This window comes from Acidimicrobiales bacterium, assembly GCA_030747595.1.
GTDB lineage: Bacteria > Actinomycetota > Acidimicrobiia > Acidimicrobiales > MedAcidi-G1 > UBA9410.
In genome coordinates this window covers 46,386-65,485 of sequence record JASLKK010000002.1, presented here as the reverse complement: position 1 = coordinate 65,485, position 19,100 = coordinate 46,386, and the positions used below count along the sequence as shown (strand labels likewise).

The window sequence follows — 19,100 nt, the reverse complement described above, 5'->3', positions numbered from 1 at the left end:
ACCGGTCGTTCCGGTCACTGGGGCCAGTCTCGGTCCCCCAGAACCCCCCGAAGGGTTCCGTCCATGGAATTACACCACTGTGATTCCCCGAATTGCAAGGAAAATCTGGGATTTCCCAATCAATTCAACATCGGGATCGAACTGTCCGACGCTGTTCCACAAAGTCCACCAGTACGTCCCCGAACAGCAAGCACCAGTCGACCAGCCCGTAACGTCATCGGTACCATCCATCGTGCCTCGTCGGGCGCGCCCTACACAGACCCGGAAGTGACAATGCCCATCAACCCAGACGCCGTTGGATCAGTCGGCGAACCGACCGAGATCTCCTGGACCTCCAAGCAGAGCCTGCTGTACTCCCTCGGTATCGGTGCCGGCGTGGCCGACCCGACTGGCTTCGAACTGGAGTTCACGACCGAGAACTCCGATGGGATCAACCAGCGGTCCTTTCCGACCCAGGGTGTGGTCATGGGCGGAGGCGGAACCCCCGACTTCGGTAGCTTCAACCCGGTCTTCCTGCTACACGCTGAACAGTCCATCACCTGTCACCGGGAGATTCCCGCCGAGGGCACCGGCATCGCCACCGGGAAGATCGGCCCGATCTGGGACAAAGGCAAGGCGGCGCTCGTCTACCTCGAGACCGACGTGACCGACTCCGATGGCAAACCACTGTGGTCGACCAGCGCCGGGCTCTTTCTGGGCGGCGAGGGCGGCTGGGGCGGGGACCGTGGCCCGTCAGCCGACTGGGCGGCGCCGGACCGTGGTGCCGACCATGTCGTCTCCTACGCCACCCGGGCCGACCAGGCCCTGCTGTACCGCCTCAACGGCGACCGCAACCCGCTGCACTCCGACCCGACGTTCGCCTCGGCCGCCGGCTTCGACAAGCCGATCCTCCACGGCTTGTGCACCTATGGATTCACCGGCAGGGCACTGCTCCACGCGACATGTGGTTCGGACCCGGGTCGATTCGGCGGCATGGGCGGCCGATTCAAGTCGCCGGTCATGCCCGGCGAGGTACTCGACGTCCATGTGTGGGAGGTCGACGACACCACCGTCCTCTTCCAGACCCGGGTCGGCGACCGCGTGGTCTTCGACTCCGGTGTGATGGAACGCCGCCCCTAGACAACCCACGGTTCCACGGCGATGAGCCAACCGGACTTTCTATGGGGGGTGACCGACTCGTCCCTGTCGGTCGAGGGGGTGGCACCGACCGCCGACTGGTCGCGCTGGGAACGAGACGGACGAGTACCGACCTCAGGTGACGGAGCCGGGTTCGCCATCGACCACGCCGACGACCTCCGGCTGACCGCCGCACTGGGATTTACCGACGTCCGCATCACCGTCGAGTGGGCCCGACTCGAACCCCGACCGGGGGTGGTCGACACCGACGCGCTGGACCAGGCCCGGGAGGTCTTGACTGCCGCCGTCGAGGCAAAGCTACGACCATGGGTCACGTTGGTCCACGGGACGCTCCCCGGGTGGTTCGCTGACGACGAGCGAGGGTTCGCCGAGCCAGCGAGCCGAAGCAGCTGGTGGGCCCGCCACGTCGATCGCACCGCCGAGGCCCTCGAGGATCTGGCCGCCGGCTGGGTCCCCATCGAGGACCCCATCGGATCAGCCTTCCGGGGCCACCTGCTAGGTATCCGCCCCCCCGGTAGGACCAACCCCGAGGCGGCCCAGGTCGCTATCGAGGGCGCACTCGAAGCAACCTTCGAAGCGTGGCGCCTCCTGCAGAGCGGTGACGCTCCGGTCATGGGCGTATTCGGCGCGCCGTCAGTGTTCGCCACATCCCCCGAGGGAACCATCGGTGGGGACCGGGTCAGGAGTCAGGCCGGGCAGCAGGCTCTGGACCTGGCCCGTGACCAGACCCTCCACTGGGAGCAGGTGCTCTGGGATCCGTGGCTGCGGGCCCTGAGCGACGGTGAGATGGCCTGGCCTTGGCGCTCTCCGGTGGACCGGCCGGAGTTGGCCAACGCCTTCGACCTGGTGGGCGTGGTCGGGGACCATCCGGTCGCCCTGGATGGCAACGGGACCACGTGGCCCTACCCGGCAGGTGCCCGGGTCGACGCCACCGGTGGAGCGCCCCTCCCCGAGGAACTCGGCGTGGCCCTCCGGAGGATCCACGACCGGCTCGATGAGCAGAAACTCGTAGTCGCCGGATGGGGCGTGTCCACGACCGACGATGACTGGCGCAACGAGTTGCTGCGCGACGTCGTCGCCCAGGTTGAGTCGGCGGCGGTCGACGGGATACCGGTCGTGGGCTTGTTCCACGACGCGCTCCTCGACGGTTACTCCACCGCAGGCTGGGGGCCGGTCCCGGGCTTTGCCGGGCCCCGCGGGCTAGTGACCAGGAATCGACGGCTCAAGGAGAGCGGACGCTGGCTCTCCGAGCACATCACCGGCCGACCACCGGCCGGCTCCCTGTCCTAGCGGCTGGCTTGCTCCTGAGCAGGTTCCTCGGGACCCGTCCTTTCCGCCACCGCCGGAGCATGGCGGCACCATAGGCAGCGCGCCTTGATCAGGATCCTGCCGGGCGTAGCGTCTGGACATGGTGCATCGGAGCATGGACGCGCCCGGGGCCCTGCCCGGACCATGGCGGGCTATCGAGGCCGACGAAATGCTGCGGCGCGATTTCCCCCTCGAGGACCTCGACGACGGTGACTGGCCCGAGGTCACGGTGCCCGGTGCATGGCGAAGCACCCCGGCCTTCGCCGACGCCGACGGGCCACTCCTTTACCGCACCCGATTTTCCACCCAACCCCCGGACCTAGATCGGCGAACGTTCTTGGAGTTAGCCGGGGTCACCTTCCAGGGGGACGTGTGGTTGGACGGTTCGTACCTCGGCCCCACCGAAGGCTCGTTCACCCCCCACCTCCTCGAAGTGACTGAACTAGTCCGGGCCCGCTCCGACCACCTGCTGGCCGTGGAGGCCACCTGCCCACCGGTCGGGAACCCGGACGAGAAACGCACCCTCACCGGGACGACCCAGGGCGGCCGGGGCATCGCCCCGTGGAACCCCGGTGGGATCGGACGCCCGGTTCGGCTGCGAGAGACCGGGCCGGTCCCCCTGCTTCACGTCCGGGTGGTGTGTACCCGCGCCACCGAGTCCGTCGCCACCCTGACGTTTCGCGCCGTGGTCCACACCGATCGGCCCCGGGCCGCGGTGTTCCACACCCGGGTCCTGGGCGTCGACCACCGCTACCGTCAGTCGTTGGCCGGCGGCGAAAACCGGGTCGAGTGGTCGATCCGTATTCCGCGCCCACCATTGTGGTGGCCCGCCGAAATGGGCGACCAGCCACTACACGACGTGGAGCTCGAGGTGGCCACCGAAGACGGTCGGGTCAGTGACCGGGTGGTGCGACGCACCGGCTTCCGGTCAGTCCAGATGCACAACCACGTGTGGTCGATAAACGGGGAACGGATCTTCCTCCGAGGGGCCATCGTCCCTCCGCTGGACCGAGACCTGTCTCGAGTGACCGACGACTCGGCGATGGCCGACGTGGCACTGGCCAGCAACGCCGGACTCAATCTGCTCCGCCTGATCGGCCATGTGTCGGCCACCGAGCTGTACGACGAAGCCGACCGGGCCGGGATGCTGGTGTGGCAGGACCTTCCACTGACCGGCGGCTACCACCGGGGGGTCCGTGGCCAGGCGGCCCGTCAGGCCCGCGACGTGGTCGACCTACTGGGCCACCACCCGTCGGTGATCGTCTGGTGTGGCCACGACGCCCCCGATCCCGTGGACCGAACCCGGGCCGTTCCACGCCAGATGGACCAGCAGCTCCCCACATGGAATCGAACGGTGCTGGACCGCACGGTTCGCCGCTCTCTCGATCAGGCCGATCCTTCTCGCCCGGTGATCAGCCACTCCGGGGTGCTGCCCAACCCGCCTCGGGTCGACGACGCGACCGGCCACCTCTGGTTCGGGTGGTATAGCGGACGGCGGGGAGACCTCGCCGGATACATGGACCGGGTACGTCGGGCCGGTCGATTCGTATCGGCCTTCGGTGCCCAGTCCGTACCGGTGGATTCTCCAGCCCTAAACGATGGGACGCTGAATCCCGGATCGTGGCCCATTATCGACTCTGACCGACTGGCCGGCTTCGGAGCCGAGGTCGATGTGCTGGTACGCCGCGTTCCCCCTGCCAATTGGGCGGGGCCCGAACAATGGGCGGCCGATACCCGTCAACTCCAGGACCGCCTACTGCGGATTCAGATCGAGGCCCTGCGCCGCCGTAAGTATCAGCCCACCGGAGGATTCACGCTGGACCGACTCCTCGACGGAGCACCGGCCATCTCCGGATCGCTGGTCGACCACCTTCGGAACCCCAAGCCGGCCTACGCCACGGTGACCGCGGCATGTGCTCCGACCATCGTGGTGGCCGATCCACCGTTGGAGTCCATTGCCCCCCGTTCCACCATGACAGTCCAGGTGGTGGTCGTCCATGACGGTCGGCTCCCTGTCGAACGCTGTCGGGTGAACGCCCGGCTCCGGATCGGCTCCGAGGGTCCGGTCATCGAACGATCGTGGGGTGGCGCCCTCGAAGCCGACTCGGTGACCCTGATCGGAACCCTCGAGGTGTCCCTCGGTGACGCTACCGGAGCCGTCTCCCTCGAGTTAGACCTGACCGTCGACGGAACAAGCCTCGCCGCCAACCGCTACGAGGGTCGGATCGGCGCTGACTGAGCCGGAGACGGAGGTGATTGAGTCGGAGGTCGAGGCGACCCGGACCCCTGTTGGCGATTGGGCATCTGAAGTGGCGATCGGCTCAGAGGTGGCTATCCCCAGCGCGCTACTCTCACCTCTGCGAACGCCTCACCCCGTCGCACCGGGGCCATCGCACGAGGAGGGAACCATGGCCCAAACCACTGAGCAGCGCTACCGCGTAACGCCGGTCCGACCGCGGGGCCGCCAGTGGCCCTTCCCTCTGAACCTTTACCAGAGCGCGGTGGGTCGCAAGTGGGTCATGGCCCTCACCGGAATCGGCCTCATCGGGTTCGTGCTGGTCCACATGATCGGCAACCTCCACCTGTATGAGGGCCCAGCCCGGATGCACGAGTACGCCGAGTCGCTACGGACTCTGGGCGGGGGCCTGGTGCCCAAGGGCACTGTCCTGTGGCTGATGCGGGCGGGCCTGCTCACCATGTTCGTCCTGCACTTGCACTCGGCCATCACCCTTAGTCGGATGAGCGGCAACGCCAGCGAGAAGGCCAGCATGATCAGCGGAGCCAAGAAGTACGAGGGTGGGCGGGACCACATTGCCGCCACCTTCGCCAGCCGCACCATGCGCTGGACCGGCCCGATCATCGCCCTGTTCATCCTCTACCACCTGGCCGATCTGACCTGGGGCTGGTGGCTGGGCGACGACTTTGTGGCCGGCGATCCGTACCACAATGTGGCGACGTCACTTGGGGCCCTGCCGGTGGCCATCCTCTACGTGGTGGCCAACATGGCGTTGGCGTGGCACATCTACCACGGGGCCTGGTCGATGTTCCAGAGCCTCGGCGTGAATAACCCCCGTTACAACCACCTGCGACGCACGTTGGCCACCAGCTTGGCCGGGCTGATCCTCGTCGGAAACCTGAGCTTTCCGATCCTCACCCAAGCCGGCCTCGTCGACGATGACGGGCGCCAGTGTCCGGCCGACGCCACATACGTTCTCGAATGTCTGGCCGACCAGGCATCGGACCACTAGGCGACGGAACGGCAGGAGACACCATGAGCAACGCAACCCCGCCTGACCAGGTCACGACGAGCCCGGCCCTGAACAGCAAGATCCCTACCGGCGATGTGGCCGACATGTGGGAGAACCACAAGTTCTCAATGAATCTGGTCAACCCCAACAACAAGCGCAAGTTCGATGTGATCGTCGTCGGTACTGGTTTGGCCGGTGCGTCGGCAGCTGCCTCGCTCGGCGAGTTGGGGTACCGGGTGAAGGCCTTTACCTTCCACGACAGCCCTCGACGTGCCCACTCGATCGCCGCACAGGGCGGCATCAACGCGGCGAAGAACTACCCAAACGACGGCGACTCGGTCCACCGACTGTTCTATGACACCGTCAAAGGTGGCGACTACCGCTCCCGGGAGGCCAATGTCCACCGGCTGGCCGAGGTCTCGGTCAATATCATCGACCAGGCCACCGCCCAGGGCGTACCGTTCGCCCGCGACTACGGCGGCCTGCTCGACAACCGCTCGTTCGGTGGCGCCCAGGTGTCTCGGACCTTCTACGCCCGTGGCCAGACCGGGCAGCAACTACTCATCGGCGCCTACTCGGCCCTGATGCGCCAGGTGGCCGCCGGGACCGTCGAACTACACAGCCGCGCCGAACTACTCGACGTCGTCAAGAAGGATGGTCGGGCGTGCGGCATCGTCACCCGTGACCTCGTCTCCGGCGAGGTCACGCCCCACTCGGCGCACGCCGTGGTACTGGCTACCGGGGGCTACGGCAACGTCTACTTTCTGTCCACCAACGCGATGATGTGCAATGTCACGGCGGCCTGGCGGGCCCACAAGAAGGGCGCCTTCTTCGCCAACCCCTGCTACACACAGATCCACCCAACCTGCATACCGGTCAGCGACGACTTCCAGTCCAAGCTCACCCTGATGTCCGAATCGCTGCGCAACGACGGTCGCATCTGGGTACCCGATGCAAACGACGACGCACGCATGGCCGCCGAGATCCCCGAGGCTGAACGCGACTACTACCTGGAACGCAAGTACCCAGCCTTTGGCAACCTGGTACCACGTGACGTGGCGTCGCGTAATGCCAAGACTGTGTGTGATGAGGGCCGGGGCGTAGGCCCATTGAAGAACGGCGTATTCCTTGACTTCCAGGCAGCCATCGCCCGTGACGGCGTGGATGCCATCTCCGAGAAGTACGGGAACCTGTTCGACATGTACCACCGGATTACCGGTGAGAACCCATACGAGCAGCCGATGCGGATCTACCCGGCCATCCACTACACGATGGGTGGCCTGTGGGTGGACTACCACCTGATGACCTCGGTGCCTGGCCTGTACTCGATCGGTGAGTCCAACTTCTCGGACCACGGCGCCAACCGCCTCGGAGCGAGCGCCCTCATGCAGGGCCTGGCTGACGGCTACTTCGTGCTGCCGTACACCATCGGTGACGATCTGGCTGGCCTACTCGGCCAGTCTGCGGTACCTACCAACGACCCTGTGTTCACCGAGGCGATCGCCGGTGTGACCGATGAGCAGAATCGCTGGCTGTCCGTCAACGGGACGAAGTCGGTCGATTACTACCACCGAGAACTCGGTCGCATCACCTGGGAACACATCGGCATGGGTCGCACCAAAGCCGGCCTCATCCAGGCCCTCTCAGAGATACCGGCCCTGCGCGACGAGTTCCACTCCAACGTACGGGTACTGGGCAGCGCAGAGACTCTCAACCAGTCCCTCGAGAAGGCCGGCCGGGTGGCCGACTTCTTCGACCTAGCTGAACTCATGGCTCGAGACGCCCTGGAGCGGGAGGAGTCATGCGGCGGCCACTTCCGCGAAGAACACCAGACGGCCGAGGGTGAGGCCCAACGCGACGACGAAAACTTCGCCCACGTAGCGGCCTGGGAGTGGAACGGCGAGGGCACGGCTCAGACCCGCCACCGCGAAGAACTGACCTTCGAGAACGTGGCGCTGGCACAGCGCTCCTACAAGTAGGCCCGGGCCAGAGAGGAACAGGGGAAACCAACATGTCTTCAGGGCCAGTTTCTTCAGAGCACGGCACCATTATCAACGTCACCCTCAAGGTGTGGCGGCAGGACGGGCCAGACGACGCCGGTCGCTTCGACGTGCACCAACAGGCCATCAGTACCGATGCCTCCTTCCTCGAGATGCTCGACCAGCTCAACGAACAGCTCAACGATGCCGGCAACGAGCCAGTGGCCTTCGAGAGCGACTGCCGTGAAGGCATCTGCGGCACGTGTGGCGTGATGATCAACGGGCGGGCGCATGGTCCGCAGAAAGCCACGGCCACCTGCCAGTTGCACATGCGGGAGTTTCGCGACGGCGACGAGATCGTCATCGAACCGTTCCGGGCGGCCGGCTTCCCGGTGCTGCGCGATCTGGCGGTCGACCGTTCACCGCTGGACCGCATCATTGAGGCCGGCGGCTACATCTCGGTCAACACGGGGGCGGCTTCTGACGCCAACCTCACCCCCGTGCCCAAGGTGGCCGCTGACATGGCGTTCGACGCCGCGGCATGCATCGGTTGTGGGGCCTGCGTGGCGGCGTGCCCGAACTCGGCCGCCCAGTTGTTTACCTCGGCCAAGATCGGCCACCTCGGACTCCTACCCCAAGGCCAGGCCGAGCGGTGGAGTCGGACCGAGGCCATGGTCGAAACCATGGAGGAGTTCTTCGGCTCGTGCACCAACCACGGTGAGTGCTCCGAGGCGTGCCCGAAGGAGATCTCGCTGGACTTCATTGCCTTCATGAACCGTGACTACATGAAGGCCAAGGTCAAGAACCGAGCGCTGGCCGGCCAACGCTGACCCGGCACCGGGGATCGGATCATGTCCGCCTCCCTGCAAGGTCGGCTTCCCCCCCCCTCGACCATCCGTACCTGGCCGACACCATCAACGTGGCGCCCGACGAGCGCTATCCGGTGCTGGTCCGTTCCGACGAACTCGGTGTCTGGGTATGGCACTGCCAAATCCTCAGCCATGTGGATTGGAATGACGGGATGTTCGGCATGGTCACCGGGGTGATCTTCTAGGAGGCCTGGGTTACAACCCATCTCCAGAATCGATCATGCATCCGGTTGACAGAAGCATGCTCCGGCGCGACGGTTGACGTGCCACCCGATTCCGCGACCATCCCGACGCTCCACCGACCGGGGCACCGGGCATACGGCGGATCTGGAGGTGGACGGACACGGCAGCAACCACGAGTGAAGGGGAGGAGATCACATGCAACCTGAACCCTCCCCCTCGTCGATCCCGACCCCAACGATCGCCCCGTTCGGGGCATCGACGGGCCCGCCCTGCCGATCACCGCCCAACGGGTGAGTTCGAGGCCCGCCGAACGAGTTGGTCCCCTCACGCTCTCTCGACCAGAGCCCTACTGGGCCACGGAGAACGTTGACGCGCGACGGCTCGAAACCGGGCCCGGCGATGGCGGCGTCCTTCCACCCGCCGGAAGGGCGTCGCCTTCGCGTTCAGGCTCAACTAGCCCGGTTCAGATGTATCCGGAGACGCGACAACAGTTCGGGCACCAAGCCGTCAGGTAGCTCGTGGCCGAGTTCCTCGACCAGCCAGAGCTCGGCACCCCGGATCCCGTCGGCGAGCGCCAGAGCATGCTCGACGCTGAACACCGGATCGGCCGTGCCGTGCACGACCAACGTGGGTCGCTCGATCCCATCCAGACGATCCAGACGCGACGGCGAAGCACTGACGGCCACACCGTGGCCGGACTCCGGGTACCAGCAGCGATCCACCTCGGCCACCGCTATCTGGAGCCGATCGGTGGTTGGCACCGGGTGACGAGACCCGGCGAACCACTCGCCCTGCTCCACAATCCACGCCGCCCGGGCCGCTCCGGTCTCGGGAGGCTCGGCGAACAACCTCTCGGTCATCCGATCCACCAACCAGTCGGCGGCCATCGGAAGCCGATCGTCACCCAGGCCCGGGGTCGAACAGACCAGGGTCAGGGTGGCCACCCGGTCGGCATGGTCTAGCGCCAGCAACTGGCCGACCATGCCACCCATGGATCGACCGATCACGTGGGCCCGGTCAATCCCGTGGGCATCCATCACGGTCAGTGCATCATTGGCCAGGTCGTCCAGGGTGTAGCCGACATTCGTCGGGACCTTGGTTGACAGGCCGCTGTCACGATGGTCGTAGCGGACCACCCGGTGGCCGAGGGCCGTCAGGGGCTCGATGAGCGCCGGCGTCCAACTGGTGCAGTGGGTATCAGCTCCCGCCACCAGCAGGATCGGTAGGGCTTCCGTCTCCCCATCACGGTCGACGGCACCAGCACCGAGACCCGTCGACTCGAAGCATTCCGAGAAAATCTCGACGGCAAACGACGTCGGTTCAGTCACGACGTCGAGGGTACCGGTGACCTCCGGGGGCGGGGCTAGCGTCGCCGCCGTGTCCCACCGCCACCCTGTGAAGGTTCGTTTCTACGAACTCGACCCCTACGGCCACCTGAACCACAGCGTCTACGTGCAGTTGTTCGAAACCGGACGGGTTGAGCTGCTGGACGAGGCCGGTCTGGGCCTCCAAGGCTTAGAAGGCGAGGGCTACCGCTTTGTGGTTACCCAGATCGCCACGAGGTTCCTGGCCTCTGCGATGGGCGGTGACACTCTGATCGTGGAGACCGAGGTGCTGGAGATCCGACGTGCCTCGTCACGATGGGGGCAGCGGATTCTGCGGGCTGATCTCGAAACCGGGACCGAACACCTGCTAGCCACCCAGGAGGTGGTCGCCGCGGTCACTGGGAGCAACGGTCGACCCACCCGCCTACCAGCGACCATGGCTGACCGCCTCAGTCCGTATCTGGTCGCCGACACGACGCCTACGACATGACCGGCCAGGACAGCGGGGCCGGCCACCGCGAGAGCACCGGCCAGCAACGCTCTCCCGGGTTGCGGGAGGCGATGGGGATGGTCGGGAGGGGTGCGGCCATGGGAGCAGCTGACGTGGTGCCCGGGGTCTCGGGCGGCACCATCGCCCTGCTCACAGGTATCTACGACCGCCTTATCGGCAGCCTCGGAGATGGCGCCCGAGGACTCGGCCGCCTCGTCCGAGGCGACCTACGGGGGGCCGTCCTCCAACTGCGCCGCCTCAACTGGACGTTCATCATCCCGCTGCTGGTCGGCCTGCTGGGTGCCGTGGCGCTGCTCGCCGGAGTGGTCGAGGGTGCCCTCATCGATCACCCGGAGCCCATGGCCGGCCTGTTCCTCGGGCTGGTGACCGCCTCGGTGATGGTCGCCCAGCGAGAGGTGGCATGGACCGTCTGGCGCCTAGTCGTCACGGGGATCGTCGGCCTCACCCTGTTCGTGGCCCTCGGATGGCAGGGCCCCCCGGTGACCGATCCATCGGCGCTCGCCCTGTTTGCTTCGGGCGCTGTGGCCATCTGCGCCATGGTCTTGCCCGGAATATCCGGATCGTTCCTCCTGCTCATGCTGGGCATGTACGCCACTGTGATTGACATCGTCGACGAGCGGATGCTGGCCGACGCGGCGATCTTCGGAGCCGGAGCAGTGGTTGGCCTCTCCTGCTTCTCCACGGTGCTGTCGCGTCTGCTCGACGAGCGGGCAGACGACGTGCTGGCCGTCATGGTGGGCCTGCTCATCGGCTCTGGCCGGGTGTTATGGCCATGGCCCCACGGTGTGGGGGTCGTGAGTCGCCACGCCGATGACGCTGTCGGAGGTGCCGGGCTGGGTTGGCCCGATACGGCTGGTGGACTGGCGGTACCAGTCCTGCTGGCCGGTCTGGCCGTGGTCGTGGTGCTGGGCGTGGAACGTCTGGCTCGTCGGTGAAGTAACCCCTGGCCGGACACCGGGTTCACTCGTAGGGGGGGAAGGGATCGGTGTCGGGATCACTGTCCGGCGGATCACCGTCGGCGGTTACCAACGGGTAGAGATCGTCGGGCGTGTCGCGCGGACACGTCCAGTCGATCTCGTCGGCCACCCCGGCCAACTCGGCGAAGGGTCGTAGAAAGGTGAAGTAGACGTAGGCCCCACAGGCGATCCGCTGGTCCCGCTCCATGGCCACGATGTCGCGGTAGTGCTGCTTCTGAGCCGCCCGGCAAGCCGCTGCCACCCGGTCGAGATCGTCATCGGTCAGCGGTCGGAGGGATCCATCCGATCCCCCATCAGGCCCCACCCCGTCAGTAGTCCACAGGCCGAAGCCCACCAGATGGTCCAGATAGTCCTCCGGCGACGACACCGTGGTGCCATAGTCGGTAATCGACACGTCAACGTCTTCGTCCAGCACGAGGGCAGCCGTCAGGTTGGAGAACGGAACGGCGTCGGCCACGCCGGACCACGCGAAGTCGCTGCGTCCCAGTCGGAAGTAGTCGCGTACTACCAGCGTTCGTCCGTCACCCAGGGGGTACGGCCCGGTGTCGCCGTGCCCCACCCGGGTGTCGAAGTAGAGGAGGAACAGGTGGTTGATAATGGTGGCGTTGGCCCGGCGGATCCGGTCCCGACGCTCGTGATCGACCGGCGTCGTCCCGGCGGTCAGGGCCTTGACCGTCCCGACGTCCATCACGTCCAGACGGTCGCCCACCTCCGCCGCGTGGAGGTGGGCGCCACCGCGGTAAGCCTGCGAGGTCCGGGCCCAAAAATCCAGCACCATGTCGGCTCGGGCCAGACCGGCCGAGCCGGCGTCGATCGTCGGCTCGACCATGTTCATGACGTTGCGGCCGATGAGGAAGAAGTTGGCAACTCCCCACAGGAACACCGAGTCGGCCTGGCAGCCGGGCCGGCGTGCCATAGCCCCAATCTCCTCGGGGGCGCGGGCAGCGGTGATGACCTCTACAGCCGACGGATACCGCAGGAAGGCCTCGATACACGAGACCGTTACATACTGGGTGACCGGAATGAGCTGGGATGAATACGCCGTGCGCTCGGCCACCAGGCGCTGGGTGACCGGATTGATGGCCCGGATCCGACCGTTGACCCGGTCACGCACAGACGTGTCGATCTCGGGTTCGCTCACGGGGTCGCAGTCCGGACCACACCGTCGACGCCCGCCCCGTCCAACTCCACCACGGTGTCGTTCGCCAGCTCAGCCGCGCCCTCGGGTTCTCCCTCGGAGACACCCACGGTGTCGAACTCGAAGGCGATGACCCCGGGGATCCGGTATTCCCGACTGATGATCCCGATATGGCTCCGGATGGTCCCGCCCGTGCACACCACGCCGGTCAACTCGTCGAAGATGGGGCCCAGGAAGGTGGCCCCAGCATCGCGGATCACGGCCACCACGCCCTCCGCCCCCGTCTCACGGTCCATAAGGTCCAGAACGTCCTCGGCGTTCTCGAGGCGAAGCCACCGACCGCGCACGGTTCCGAAGTCGTAGGTCTTCTGTCCCCGGCCGACTTCCCGCTGCTCCGTCATTGGGACGGGACCGTAGCCGTGACGACCCGACCACCGACACCAGGCCGACCCTTACCCTCCCATCAGGCTGTGGCCCGCTCCTAGGCTCTGACAGATGGCCGAACCGCTCACCGATGCATGGATTGAGGCACTGGCCGACGCGGCCCGCGGACGGACGGTGTCCACCGGTATCACCCTGGTCTTGGAGTACCGGGTGGTTGACGGCCCCGCGTGGCACCTGACGGTGGCCCACGGCGAGATCCGGGTGGATGCCGGCCCGGCCGAAGCACCCGATGTGTCGTTTCAGGCCGAACGGGCCACTGCCCTGGCCATGGCCGACGGATCTCTGGACCCGCTCCGTGCGGTAATCGACGGCGATCTGCTCCTGCACGGTGATCCACGCACACTGGTCGCCAACCGCGATGTGCTCGACGACCTCGGCGACCTGTTCGCCAGCTGTTGAAACGGCAGTCTTCGACCTAGACCAAGCCGAGGCCCCGGACCATCTCGCGCTCGGACTCCAGCTCAGCCACCGAAGCGTCGATCCGGGCACGGGAGAACTCGTTAAGTTCTAGACCCTGCACCACCGACCAGCGGCCATCTATGCACGTGACGGGCAGGCCACATAGCAGCCCCTCGGGCACGCCGTAGCTGCCGTCGGATGGCACACCCATACTCACCCAGTCACCTTCACCGGTGCCCAACACCCAATCGTGTACGTGGTTGATGGCCGCGTTGGCCGCCGACGCTGCGCTCGATGCGCCCCGGGCAGCGATGATGGCTGCCCCGCGTTGCTGCACAGTGGGAATGAACTCGCCCTCTAGCCAAGCCTGGTCGTCGATGACGGTCGCCGCCGACCGGCCGCCCACTTCGCAGTGGAACAGGTCCGGATACTGGGTGGCCGAGTGATTACCCCAGATCGTCATTCGGGACACGTCGGCCACTGGAACGCTCGCCCTCTGAGCTACCTGGGTCATGGCCCGATTGTGGTCCAGACGCATCATGGCGGTGAAGCGTTCATCGGGAACGTCCGGCGCGCTATTCATGGCGATGAGGCAGTTGGTGTTGGCCGGGTTACCGACCACCAGAACCTTCAGGTCGTCGGATGCGTGATCGTTCAGTGCCCGACCTTGCACGGTGAAGATGGCCCCATTGGCCTCGAGTAGATCCTGGCGTTCCATGCCCGCACTCCGGGGGCGGGAGCCGACCAGCAGTGCCACGTCGGCACCCTCGAAGGCGGTACCCGGGTCATCGCTCAGGACCATGCCGGCCAGCAACGGGAAGGCGCAGTCGTCGAGTTCCATGGCTACGCCGTCGAGCGCACCCATGGCCGGTGGGATCTCCAGCATCTGGAGGATGACCGGCTGGTCTGAACCTAGGAGCGCACCACTGGCGATGCGGAAGACGAGGCTGTAGCCAATCTGACCGGCGGCACCGGTGACGGCGACGCGAATGGGTGTGGCACTCATGGTGGGCTCCTATTTCGGGGAGACGGGTTTCTGGGACTACTGGTTACTGGAATGCAAGCGGGGCCTGCTCGCAGGAGGTCACACCCGAGGCTACCGATCGGTTCCCGAGCGGTCCCCACCGCGCCCGGGTGACAGAGGGCTCAGGTTCCAGGGCCGGAGCAGCCGTCAGGCAGCCAATCGGGCGGGAGAAGGAAGACCTCGGCGGGGCGGGTGAAGTGGGCCAGAAACTCCGCCGGCAGCACCGGTCGGCGTCCGTCCTCCGATCGGATCTGGCTGGCGTAGGCGTCGATGCCGGCCCGCTTCCTGTCCAGCAGGTCACTGTCGAGGTCGAACCGGGCAGCCTGCGGGAACGGAATCTGCGGGCCACTGGGATCGTCCCAGTTCCATGACCAGACCGGAAACGAAATCAATTTTACGCCGGCGTCGGCGGCCACGATGGCAGCCACCCGCCCGCACACGTCGTGATCCGGATGGCCGTCGCTAGGCCACGGCGCCAGACAGACGGAGGCTCCATCCAGCAGCGGTACTAGACCTGCAGCGAGCGCGATGCCCCAGGCGTCAGCATCCCCGTGGGCACCGAAGTCGGGTAGCGACAGCCTCGTTCGGGTGGGCTCGATCCCCGCGGCCACGTAGGCCGCTGCAGTTTCGGCTAGACGTCGCTCCACTAGGTCGCGCCGACCGGCATCGGACAGATGCGGATGGGACAGCTCGCCGTCGGTAGCGGCCAGCACCCGGATCTCTGTACCGGCGTCGGACGCCGCAGCCAGCGTGGCGCCAGCGGCCAGCAACTCGTCGTCGGGATGGGGGGCCACCAGCACGATCGGACCGTCCGGTGGCCAGGGGTCAATTTCCGGCAGGCGAGCCACCACGTCGTCCCAGTCGGTGGCCCTGCGACCGGCCACCGGATCGAGCGGTGCCACCATCAGGACAGTTGCCGGGTGCCGCCCAGCCATGAGGCGTACAGGCCGGCGTAGACCCCACCCCGCTCCACCAGTTCGGTGTGGGGTCCGGACTCGACGATCCGACCATCATCGAACACCAGTACCAAATCAGAACGCTCGGCGGTCGACAACCGGTGGGCCACACTGACCGTGGTTCGCCCGGCGGCCAGCCGCTCCATGGCCCGCTCCAACGTCGTCTCGGTCTCCGGATCCACCGCCGAGGTCGCCTCGTCGAGCACCAGCAGGCCGGGGTCGGCTAGCTGCGCCCTCGCCAGGGCCACCAACTGGCGCTCACCGACCGACAACCCCTCGCCCCGTTCACCCACCCGGGTGTCGATCCCGTCCACCAGACCGGACACCCAAGCGGTCAGTCCGAGGGCCTCGACCGCGTCGATCACGTCGGCATCGGTGGCGCCCACCCGTCCGTACCGGATGTTCTGGGCGACCGACGTGTCGAACAAGAAGCCGTCCTGAGGAACCATCCGAATAGAGCGACGGCGATCCTCCGGCGAAGCGTCCCGGAGGTCCACCCCACCGACGCGCATCCGGCCTCCGGTGGGGTCGGCCAGACGGGTCAGCAGGCGGGCGAAGGTGGTCTTTCCTGATCCGGTCTCGCCCACCACGGCCACCGACGCGCCGGCGGCCAGATCGACGTCGATCCCGTGGAGCACCGGACCACCGGTCCGGTAGCGGAACTCGACTGCCTCGGCCCGCACGGCCAGTGCCCCAACGGGCAGCGGCAGTGGTGTGGACGGATCGATCAGGTCCACCTCGGTGTCAAGCACATCGAGGATCTTCCACCAGCCGGCCAACGCCGTCTGGGTCTGGTCGAGCACTTCTCCAAGCTCGCTGATTGGCGCCACCAGCAGGTTGCACAGGAAGATGAAAGCCACCAACTGGCCTGAGCTCACACCCCACGCATCGCCCCACCACACGCCGGCGCCGATAACCGCGGCAATAGCCGTCACCCCGAATACGTCGCTCAACGGCAGGATCAGCGAGAAGTACCGGGCGGCCTTCATCTGCTGGTCGAACTGGGAGTCAATGGCCGCTCGAACCCGACCCCGCATGGACTCGCGATGGCCGTAGGCCCGAACCACCTCGACCCCGTGGACCGACTCAGAAACGATCCCAAGGGTGTCTGATACCCGGGTCCGAAGATCCTCGTACGCCACCAGTTGACGGGACTGCATCCACCGCAGGATGGGCAGCAGCGGAAGGTGCAGCACCAGGACCACCACAGTCAGCTGCCACGAGTAGACCGCCATGATGATCAGCACGGTGACTATCTGGACCGAGTCGATAATCCAGGCAATGGCCCCCCACTGGGCGAACTGGGTGAGCGTCTCCACGTCGCTGGTCACCCGGGCGGTGAGCACACCCTTCCGTGATGTCGTGTGCTCGGCCAGGCTCAACCGGTGGAGGTGTTCAAACGTGCGGACCCGGAGGCCCAGCAGGACGTTCTCGGCGGTGCGGACGAGACGAAAGTAGGTCACCTTCCCCAACTGAATGCTGGCCACCACCAGCACCGTGGCCCCAACACAGAGCGCCACCGCTCGACCCATGTGTATGCCGTCGTTGGTGATCGACAGGTCCATCACGGCCTGAATGAGCAGCGGTACCAGAAGTTTTCCTCCGGCCACTGACATCGCCATGGCCACCGTCTGGGGAAGGCCCACCCGCAGTTCGGGCGAGGCCGCCATGCCGCGGCGCAGCACCGATAGGGCACTCACCCCCTCGATGCGACGGGGATCAGCGTCGCTCACCGGGGCTCCCCGATCGGTCTAGACCCAGTCGGGCCCACCGAACCAGTCGCCACCGAAACCCCGCCCGCTAGTTCGTAGGCCCTAGCCAGAGCCGCATAGCCCTCCACCTCGAGGAGTTCCTCGTGGGTTCCCGAAGTAGCGATCCGACCGCCGTCGAGGAACAGCACCCGGTCGGCCAACCGAATGGTGGCCAGACGATGGGCCACCACTAGGAGGGTGGGACGCGCCAGTGGGGAGCCCGCCACTAGCCGATCCGACTCGTGATCGGTGGGGCGACGCAGTGTGTTCAGGATCCCCGCCTCGACCACCGGGTCGATGGCCGACGTGGCATCGTCCAGCACCAGCACGGCGGGGCGTCGGAGCAGGGCCCGGGCAATAGCCAGACGTTGCCGCTGGCCACCAGACAGGGTCACTCCCCGCTCACCGACCACGGTGTCCAGTCCCTCGGTAAGGCCGGCCACGAAATCAGTGGCCGCCGCGACGTCCAGGGCAGCAGCCAACTCCTCGTCGCCTACATCGCGACCCAGCGTCAGGTTCGCCCGAACCGTGTCAGCGAACAGGAATGTCTCCTGGAGGACGGTGGCCACCGAGACGGCCACCCCCTCGGGACCCAGTGTGGTGGTCGCCTTAGCTCCAATGCGGACCTCGCCGCTACTTGGGGGTACCAGGCCGGCCAGCAGAGCCACCACCGTGCTCTTTCCCGAGCCCGTGGCGCCGACGAGGGCCACCGACTCGCCGGGCTCTAGTCGCAGGTCGAGGTCACGGAGCACCTCGAGACCGTCGGGATGGGTGAAGGCCACGGCCTCGAACTCGACGACAACCGGTCCTGCGTCATGTCGGGCGGAACCCGTGCTGGCCTCGGGCCGGGGCTCGATCGCCTCGGCCAGCACCCCGTCGATCCGATCCATAGCCACCACGGACCGGGGCATCTCCTGGAACAGGAACCCCAGGATCTCCATGGGCAGGGTCAGGATGCTGAACAACGACATGGCCCGGACCACCTCGCCAATGGTCACCGAGCCGCTGTCGACCAACCACACCCCCACCAGCAGCAGGACGATGATCCCGATCTGGGGCAGCGAATAGTAGAGGGGGGCGTATCTCGAGCGGAGCCTGCCAACCGCCAGACGGTGGTTCCGGAGGTCATTGGCCGCATCGGAGAATCGGTCCACCTCGGCGGCCTCCCGACCCAACGTCTTGACGATCAGAACGCCATCCAAGCTCTCGTGGGCAATGCCTGACAAGACGCCAACGGCCTCCTGTCCGGCGGCGGCCGGAGCCTCCACCTTCCGGGTGAATCGCCGATTCAGAAGAGTCAACGTGGGAAACATCACCACGGCCACCAAAGCGAACCACGGGTGAACAACCAGGAGGCTGACGAGGGATGCCACAGCCAGCACGATCACCGACAACGAGAAGGCCAACGGCTTGAGCATCGAGGTCGCTACCTCCACGTCGGCATCGGCGTGGGCCAGCAACTGGCCAGCGGGCCGAGCCCGGTGGAAGGCCAGGGGCACATCCAGGAACCGGTCGGTGACCGCCTCACGCCACGTGCGCTGGGTACTCACGGTGGCCAGCATGTTGAACCAGCGGCGAACCATGATCGACAGGGCCCTGACCACCCCGACAGCTACCACCACGGCCACAGCGATCAGCAGCGAGCGTCGCGACACGCCGTCGTCATCCAGCCCAGGGACGATCACCTCGTCGGTGATCCGACCGATCACCACCGTGAAGCCCACCACGGCTAGGGCGAACACGTTGGCCCCCATGATGGCCGCCGCATGGGACCACGGATGCAGACGCAGTGACCGCCAGATCAGCCGTCCTCCGCGACGCACCACACTCTCGGGCACGAGGTGCCCGGGT

17 protein-coding genes are annotated in these 19,100 nt (G+C 66.5%); 10 read left to right on the top strand and 7 right to left on the bottom strand.

All coding sequences use genetic code 11. From position 1 onward, the window contains the following. Window positions 1–273 precede the first annotated feature (273 nt). The 7 genes from QF777_01660 (at window position 274) to QF777_01630 (ending at window position 8,726) form a co-directional block, all read left to right on the top strand. Entirely contained in the window at window positions 274–1,119 is an 846-nt protein-coding gene (locus QF777_01660) for a MaoC/PaaZ C-terminal domain-containing protein (GenBank protein MDP6910257.1), read from the top strand. A gap of 21 nt (window positions 1,120–1,140) precedes the next feature. Continuing rightward, complete coding sequence (locus QF777_01655) at window positions 1,141–2,427, top strand: family 1 glycosylhydrolase (protein ID MDP6910256.1); 1,287 nt, start codon at window positions 1,141–1,143, stop codon at window positions 2,425–2,427. A gap of 118 nt (window positions 2,428–2,545) precedes the next feature. Continuing rightward, entirely contained in the window at window positions 2,546–4,684 is a 2,139-nt protein-coding gene (locus tag QF777_01650; GenBank protein MDP6910255.1) for a hypothetical protein, read from the top strand. Between the two features lie 169 nt (window positions 4,685–4,853). Then, on the top strand, window positions 4,854–5,693 hold the full coding sequence (locus tag QF777_01645; protein ID MDP6910254.1) for a succinate dehydrogenase cytochrome b subunit: 840 nt from the start codon (window positions 4,854–4,856) through the stop codon (window positions 5,691–5,693). Window positions 5,694–5,716: 23 nt separating this feature from the next. After that, window positions 5,717–7,672: a fumarate reductase/succinate dehydrogenase flavoprotein subunit gene (locus tag QF777_01640; protein MDP6910253.1), complete on the top strand. Its 1,956-nt coding sequence runs from the start codon at window positions 5,717–5,719 to the stop codon at window positions 7,670–7,672. A gap of 32 nt (window positions 7,673–7,704) precedes the next feature. Beyond that, window positions 7,705–8,502, top strand: coding sequence for a succinate dehydrogenase/fumarate reductase iron-sulfur subunit (locus tag QF777_01635; protein ID MDP6910252.1), 798 nt, complete (start codon window positions 7,705–7,707; stop codon window positions 8,500–8,502). Then, window positions 8,499–8,726, top strand: coding sequence for a multicopper oxidase domain-containing protein (locus QF777_01630; GenBank protein ID MDP6910251.1), 228 nt, complete (start codon window positions 8,499–8,501; stop codon window positions 8,724–8,726). Before QF777_01635 ends, QF777_01630 begins: the two co-directional genes overlap by 4 nt. Window positions 8,727–9,173: 447 nt before the next feature. Here the strand turns inward: QF777_01630 and QF777_01625 are convergent, their stop codons facing one another. Continuing rightward, window positions 9,174–10,052, bottom strand: coding sequence for an alpha/beta hydrolase (locus QF777_01625; GenBank protein MDP6910250.1), 879 nt, complete (start codon window positions 10,050–10,052; stop codon window positions 9,174–9,176). 49 nt (window positions 10,053–10,101) lie between these two features. Here QF777_01625 and QF777_01620 point away from each other — a divergent pair, with 49 nt between their 5' ends. Together QF777_01620 and QF777_01615 are read left to right on the top strand one after the other, a co-directional pair. After that, window positions 10,102–10,539 carry a thioesterase family protein gene (locus tag QF777_01620; protein MDP6910249.1) on the top strand — a complete coding sequence of 146 codons (438 nt, stop codon included), beginning with the start codon at window positions 10,102–10,104 and terminating at the stop codon, window positions 10,537–10,539. Next, on the top strand, window positions 10,536–11,495 hold the full coding sequence (locus QF777_01615; GenBank protein ID MDP6910248.1) for a DUF368 domain-containing protein: 960 nt from the start codon (window positions 10,536–10,538) through the stop codon (window positions 11,493–11,495). The genes QF777_01620 and QF777_01615 overlap by 4 nt, the downstream gene beginning before the upstream one ends. A 25-nt stretch (window positions 11,496–11,520) precedes the next feature. Here QF777_01615 and QF777_01610 read toward each other — a convergent pair whose 3' ends face one another. Beyond that, the gene (locus QF777_01610) at window positions 11,521–12,678 is read right to left on the bottom strand and encodes a hypothetical protein (protein MDP6910247.1); all 1,158 of its coding nucleotides are present in this window, start codon (window positions 12,676–12,678) and stop codon (window positions 11,521–11,523) included. Further along, the gene (locus QF777_01605) at window positions 12,675–13,076 is read right to left on the bottom strand and encodes a PEP-utilizing enzyme (protein MDP6910246.1); all 402 of its coding nucleotides are present in this window, start codon (window positions 13,074–13,076) and stop codon (window positions 12,675–12,677) included. The genes QF777_01610 and QF777_01605 overlap by 4 nt, the downstream gene beginning before the upstream one ends. A gap of 94 nt (window positions 13,077–13,170) precedes the next feature. Between QF777_01605 and QF777_01600 the strand changes: the two genes are divergently transcribed. Next, window positions 13,171–13,518: an SCP2 sterol-binding domain-containing protein gene (locus QF777_01600; GenBank protein MDP6910245.1), complete on the top strand. Its 348-nt coding sequence runs from the start codon at window positions 13,171–13,173 to the stop codon at window positions 13,516–13,518. 16 nt (window positions 13,519–13,534) lie between these two features. Here QF777_01600 and QF777_01595 read toward each other — a convergent pair whose 3' ends face one another. From QF777_01595 to QF777_01580, 4 genes are all read right to left on the bottom strand, one after another. Next, window positions 13,535–14,524, bottom strand: coding sequence for a malate dehydrogenase (locus QF777_01595; protein MDP6910244.1), 990 nt, complete (start codon window positions 14,522–14,524; stop codon window positions 13,535–13,537). A gap of 140 nt (window positions 14,525–14,664) precedes the next feature. Then, window positions 14,665–15,447 carry a PIG-L family deacetylase gene (locus tag QF777_01590; GenBank protein ID MDP6910243.1) on the bottom strand — a complete coding sequence of 261 codons (783 nt, stop codon included), beginning with the start codon at window positions 15,445–15,447 and terminating at the stop codon, window positions 14,665–14,667. Beyond that, the gene (locus QF777_01585) at window positions 15,447–17,231 is read right to left on the bottom strand and encodes an ABC transporter ATP-binding protein (protein MDP6910242.1); all 1,785 of its coding nucleotides are present in this window, start codon (window positions 17,229–17,231) and stop codon (window positions 15,447–15,449) included. The genes QF777_01590 and QF777_01585 overlap by 1 nt, the downstream gene beginning before the upstream one ends. Continuing rightward, entirely contained in the window at window positions 17,228–19,087 is a 1,860-nt protein-coding gene (locus tag QF777_01580) for an ABC transporter ATP-binding protein (protein MDP6910241.1), read from the bottom strand. The genes QF777_01585 and QF777_01580 overlap by 4 nt, the downstream gene beginning before the upstream one ends. Window positions 19,088–19,100 lie beyond the last annotated feature (13 nt).

Excerpts from the sequence above, each read along its gene's own strand:
- QF777_01660 (MDP6910257.1), top strand. The coding sequence starts at position 274 with ATGCCCATCAACCCAGACGCCGTTGGATCAGTCGGCGAACCGACCGAG.
- QF777_01655 (MDP6910256.1), top strand. The coding sequence starts at position 1,141 with ATGAGCCAACCGGACTTTCTATGGGGGGTGACCGACTCGTCCCTGTCG.
- QF777_01650 (MDP6910255.1), top strand. The coding sequence starts at position 2,546 with ATGGTGCATCGGAGCATGGACGCGCCCGGGGCCCTGCCCGGACCATGG.
- QF777_01645 (MDP6910254.1), top strand. The coding sequence starts at position 4,854 with ATGGCCCAAACCACTGAGCAGCGCTACCGCGTAACGCCGGTCCGACCG.
- QF777_01640 (MDP6910253.1), top strand. The coding sequence starts at position 5,717 with ATGAGCAACGCAACCCCGCCTGACCAGGTCACGACGAGCCCGGCCCTG.
- QF777_01635 (MDP6910252.1), top strand. The coding sequence starts at position 7,705 with ATGTCTTCAGGGCCAGTTTCTTCAGAGCACGGCACCATTATCAACGTC.
- QF777_01615 (MDP6910248.1), top strand. The coding sequence starts at position 10,536 with ATGACCGGCCAGGACAGCGGGGCCGGCCACCGCGAGAGCACCGGCCAG.
- QF777_01605 (MDP6910246.1), bottom strand. The coding sequence starts at position 13,076 with ATGACGGAGCAGCGGGAAGTCGGCCGGGGACAGAAGACCTACGACTTC.
- QF777_01600 (MDP6910245.1), top strand. The coding sequence starts at position 13,171 with ATGGCCGAACCGCTCACCGATGCATGGATTGAGGCACTGGCCGACGCG.
- QF777_01595 (MDP6910244.1), bottom strand. The coding sequence starts at position 14,524 with ATGAGTGCCACACCCATTCGCGTCGCCGTCACCGGTGCCGCCGGTCAG.
- QF777_01590 (MDP6910243.1), bottom strand. The coding sequence starts at position 15,447 with ATGGTGGCACCGCTCGATCCGGTGGCCGGTCGCAGGGCCACCGACTGG.